This is a genomic window from Streptomyces pathocidini (assembly GCF_001418495.1).
Lineage (GTDB): Bacteria > Actinomycetota > Actinomycetes > Streptomycetales > Streptomycetaceae > Streptomyces > Streptomyces pathocidini.
The window spans coordinates 1-2,528 of sequence record NZ_LIQY01000112.1 but is presented as its reverse complement, the minus strand read 5'-3'; the positions used below and the strand labels follow the sequence as shown (position 1 = coordinate 2,528).

At 72.7% G+C, this 2,528-nt stretch carries 3 protein-coding genes and 1 tRNA gene; 2 read left to right on the top strand and 2 right to left on the bottom strand.

What is annotated here, in order from left to right:
- Together AOK16_RS07155 and AOK16_RS07150 are read left to right on the top strand one after the other, a co-directional pair.
- Positions 1–404: response regulator transcription factor (locus AOK16_RS07155; RefSeq protein ID WP_169790869.1), on the top strand; the 404-nt coding region annotated here is incomplete at its 5' end.
- A gap of 31 nt (positions 405–435) precedes the next feature.
- A tRNA-Gly gene (locus AOK16_RS07150) sits at positions 436–511 on the top strand.
- Between the two features lie 82 nt (positions 512–593).
- On the opposite strand, the gene AOK16_RS07145 is transcribed toward AOK16_RS07150, so the two are convergent.
- Both AOK16_RS07145 and AOK16_RS07140 read right to left on the bottom strand, forming a co-directional pair.
- Entirely contained in the window at positions 594–1,493 is a 900-nt protein-coding gene (locus AOK16_RS07145; protein WP_055471386.1) for a phosphoribosylaminoimidazolesuccinocarboxamide synthase, read from the bottom strand.
- Positions 1,494–1,606: 113 nt separating this feature from the next.
- On the bottom strand, positions 1,607–2,528 hold a 922-nt coding region (locus tag AOK16_RS07140), incomplete at its 5' end, for a N,N-dimethylformamidase beta subunit family domain-containing protein (RefSeq protein ID WP_338058479.1).

Genomic DNA, 2,528 nt, shown 5'->3' with positions numbered 1-2,528 from the left:
CGCTGCGCCGCGAACTGCCCGGCTGCCAGAGCATGATCGTGACCAGTCACGGTCGGCCCGGGCACCTGAAGCGGGCACTGGCGGCGGGCGTGCGCGGGTTCGTGCCGAAGACCGTCTCGGCGCGGCGGCTCGCCGAGATCATCCGTACCGTACACGGCGGAAACCGTTATGTGGACCCGGAGTTGGCGGCCGACGCGATCAGCGCCGGGGACTCCCCGCTGACCGCCCGCGAGGCCGAGGTACTGGAGTTGGCGGCCGACGGGGCGCCTGTCGCGGAGATCGCCCGGCGGGCCGCGCTCTCCCCCGGCACCGTCCGCAACTACCTCTCCTCCGCCGCCGCGAAGCTCTCCGCGGAGAACCGGCATGCGGCGGCGCGCATCGCACGCGAGCGGGGTTGGCTATAGTGGGTCGCGCAACATGGCGCACAGCGCCGGTGCGGACGTGGCTCAGTTGGTAGAGCATCACCTTGCCAAGGTGAGGGTCGCGAGTTCGAATCTCGTCGTCCGCTCCATGGAGAAGGCCCTGACCGGGATTCCGGTCGGGGCCTCTCTATGTCCTGGGGGCTCTTGGGGCCTTCGCCGTGCCCCCGGGCCCTACCCCCAGTGCGTGCCCGTCAGGCGCTCGTACGCCTCCACGTACTTCGCGCGGGTCCGCTCCACGACCTCCGCGGGGAGCGGGGGCGGCGGCTGCTCGCTCCTGCGGTCCCACCCGGAGGCGGGCGAGGTCAGCCAGTCGCGGACGTACTGCTTGTCGAAGGAGGGCTGCGGGCGGCCCGGCTGCCAGGTGTCCGCGGGCCAGAAGCGGGAGGAGTCCGGGGTCAGCACCTCGTCCGCGATCACCAGCGTCTCGCCGTCGAAGCCGAACTCGAACTTCGTGTCGGCCAGGATGATCCCGCGCTCGCGCGCGATGTCGCGGGCCCGTCCGTAGACGGCGAGGGTGGCCTGGCGCAGCTGCGCGGCGGCGTCGGCGCCGACCTGGCGGGCCACCTCCTCGTACGAGACGTTCTCGTCGTGTTCGCCGACCTCGGCCTTGGTGGCGGGGGTGAAGATCGGGGCGGGCAGTTCGGAACCGTCGGACAGGCCCTCGGGGAGGGCGAGACCGCAGACCGTGCGCGACTGCTCGTACTCGGCCAGGCCCGAGCCCGTGAGGTAGCCGCGGGCCACGCATTCGACGGGGACCATGCGCAGCGACTTGCAGACCAGGGTGCGGCCGGCCCAGTCGGCGGGGGCGCCCTCGGGCAGTTCGGTGCTCAGGACGTGGTGGGGGGCGAGGTCGGAGAGTTGCTCGAACCACCACAGGGACAGCTGGGTCAGCACCCGGCCCTTGTCGGGGATCTCGGTGGGCAGCACCCAGTCGTACGCGGAGATGCGGTCGCTGGCGACCATGACGAGGTCGCCGTCCTCGTTCCGGTACAGGTCGCGTACCTTGCCGGTGTGCAGGTGCACCAGGCCCGGTACCTGTACGGGCTCGGGCTTTTCCACAAATCCGGACACGCTGCCTCCGCGTAGGTTGATCCAGGAGTCCCCGCCCCGATTCTCCCGTATGGGCCGGGCTTCCTCGCTCCGAGGGTCCGGGTGCGGGCCGCCGACCGCCGGCGTACGCCCCCTCAGTCGCGTTTGCAGATGCGGTCGAGGAGGTTGGCGGTGGCGCGCTGGACGCGCGGGTCGACATGGCCGGGGCGGTCGAGCGCCGGGGACCAGGCGAAGGTGCCGGAGGCGAAGACGATCGCGCCGCTGGGGGCGCGGTAGAGCGAGGTCTCCTGGTGGCGCAGGGTGCCCTCGGCGTCCTCGTACGGGGAGTGGGCGAGGAGGATCCGGCGGGTGTGAGCGGGCAGCGGGGTGCGGGGGAAGTAGCGGTCGGCCTCGCCCGCGACCAGGCCGGACAGCGTGTCGCCCTCGCGGGCGCCGGTCGCCTCCCACAGCCAGTGGTCGGCGTTGCGGACGACCATGGGGCGCGGCTCGGGCACCCGGCCCGCGTACTGGATGCCCAGCAACTCCTGTTCCGGGCGGTCGAGTTCGCGCCACAGGGCCGGTTTGCCCGGGCCACGGCGCTTGTGGCAGGTGAGGAGGCGGTCGGGGGCGCCGGAGGGGGACGGGTCCAGTTCGACCCGCCAGTACATGGTGTTGGCGGAGAGGAACACCAGGGACGTGCCCGCGTCCCGCGCGGTCTCGACCGCGCGCCGCATGGGGACGGACCAGTACTCGTCATGGCCGGGGAAGACCAGGCCGCGGTAGCGGGCAGGGTCGATGCGGCCGGCGTGCAGGTCGCGGGCCTCGGCGTACGCGAGGTCGTAGCCGTAGCGCTCGGCCCAGCGGATGAAGTCGTAGGCGTGGCCGACGTGCAGGGGCAGGCCCGCGCCCGCGTAGGGGCGGTCGAAGGAGACGGTGGCGGCCGCGTCCTCCTCGCCGAGGAGCCGGCCGTGCTCGTCCCATGCGTGGTAGAGGCTGGCGCCGGTGCGGCCGTCCTCGGGGTAGAGGTTGTACGCCTGCCAGGTGACGTCGGGGAGCAGCAGGAGCAGGTCGGCGGCG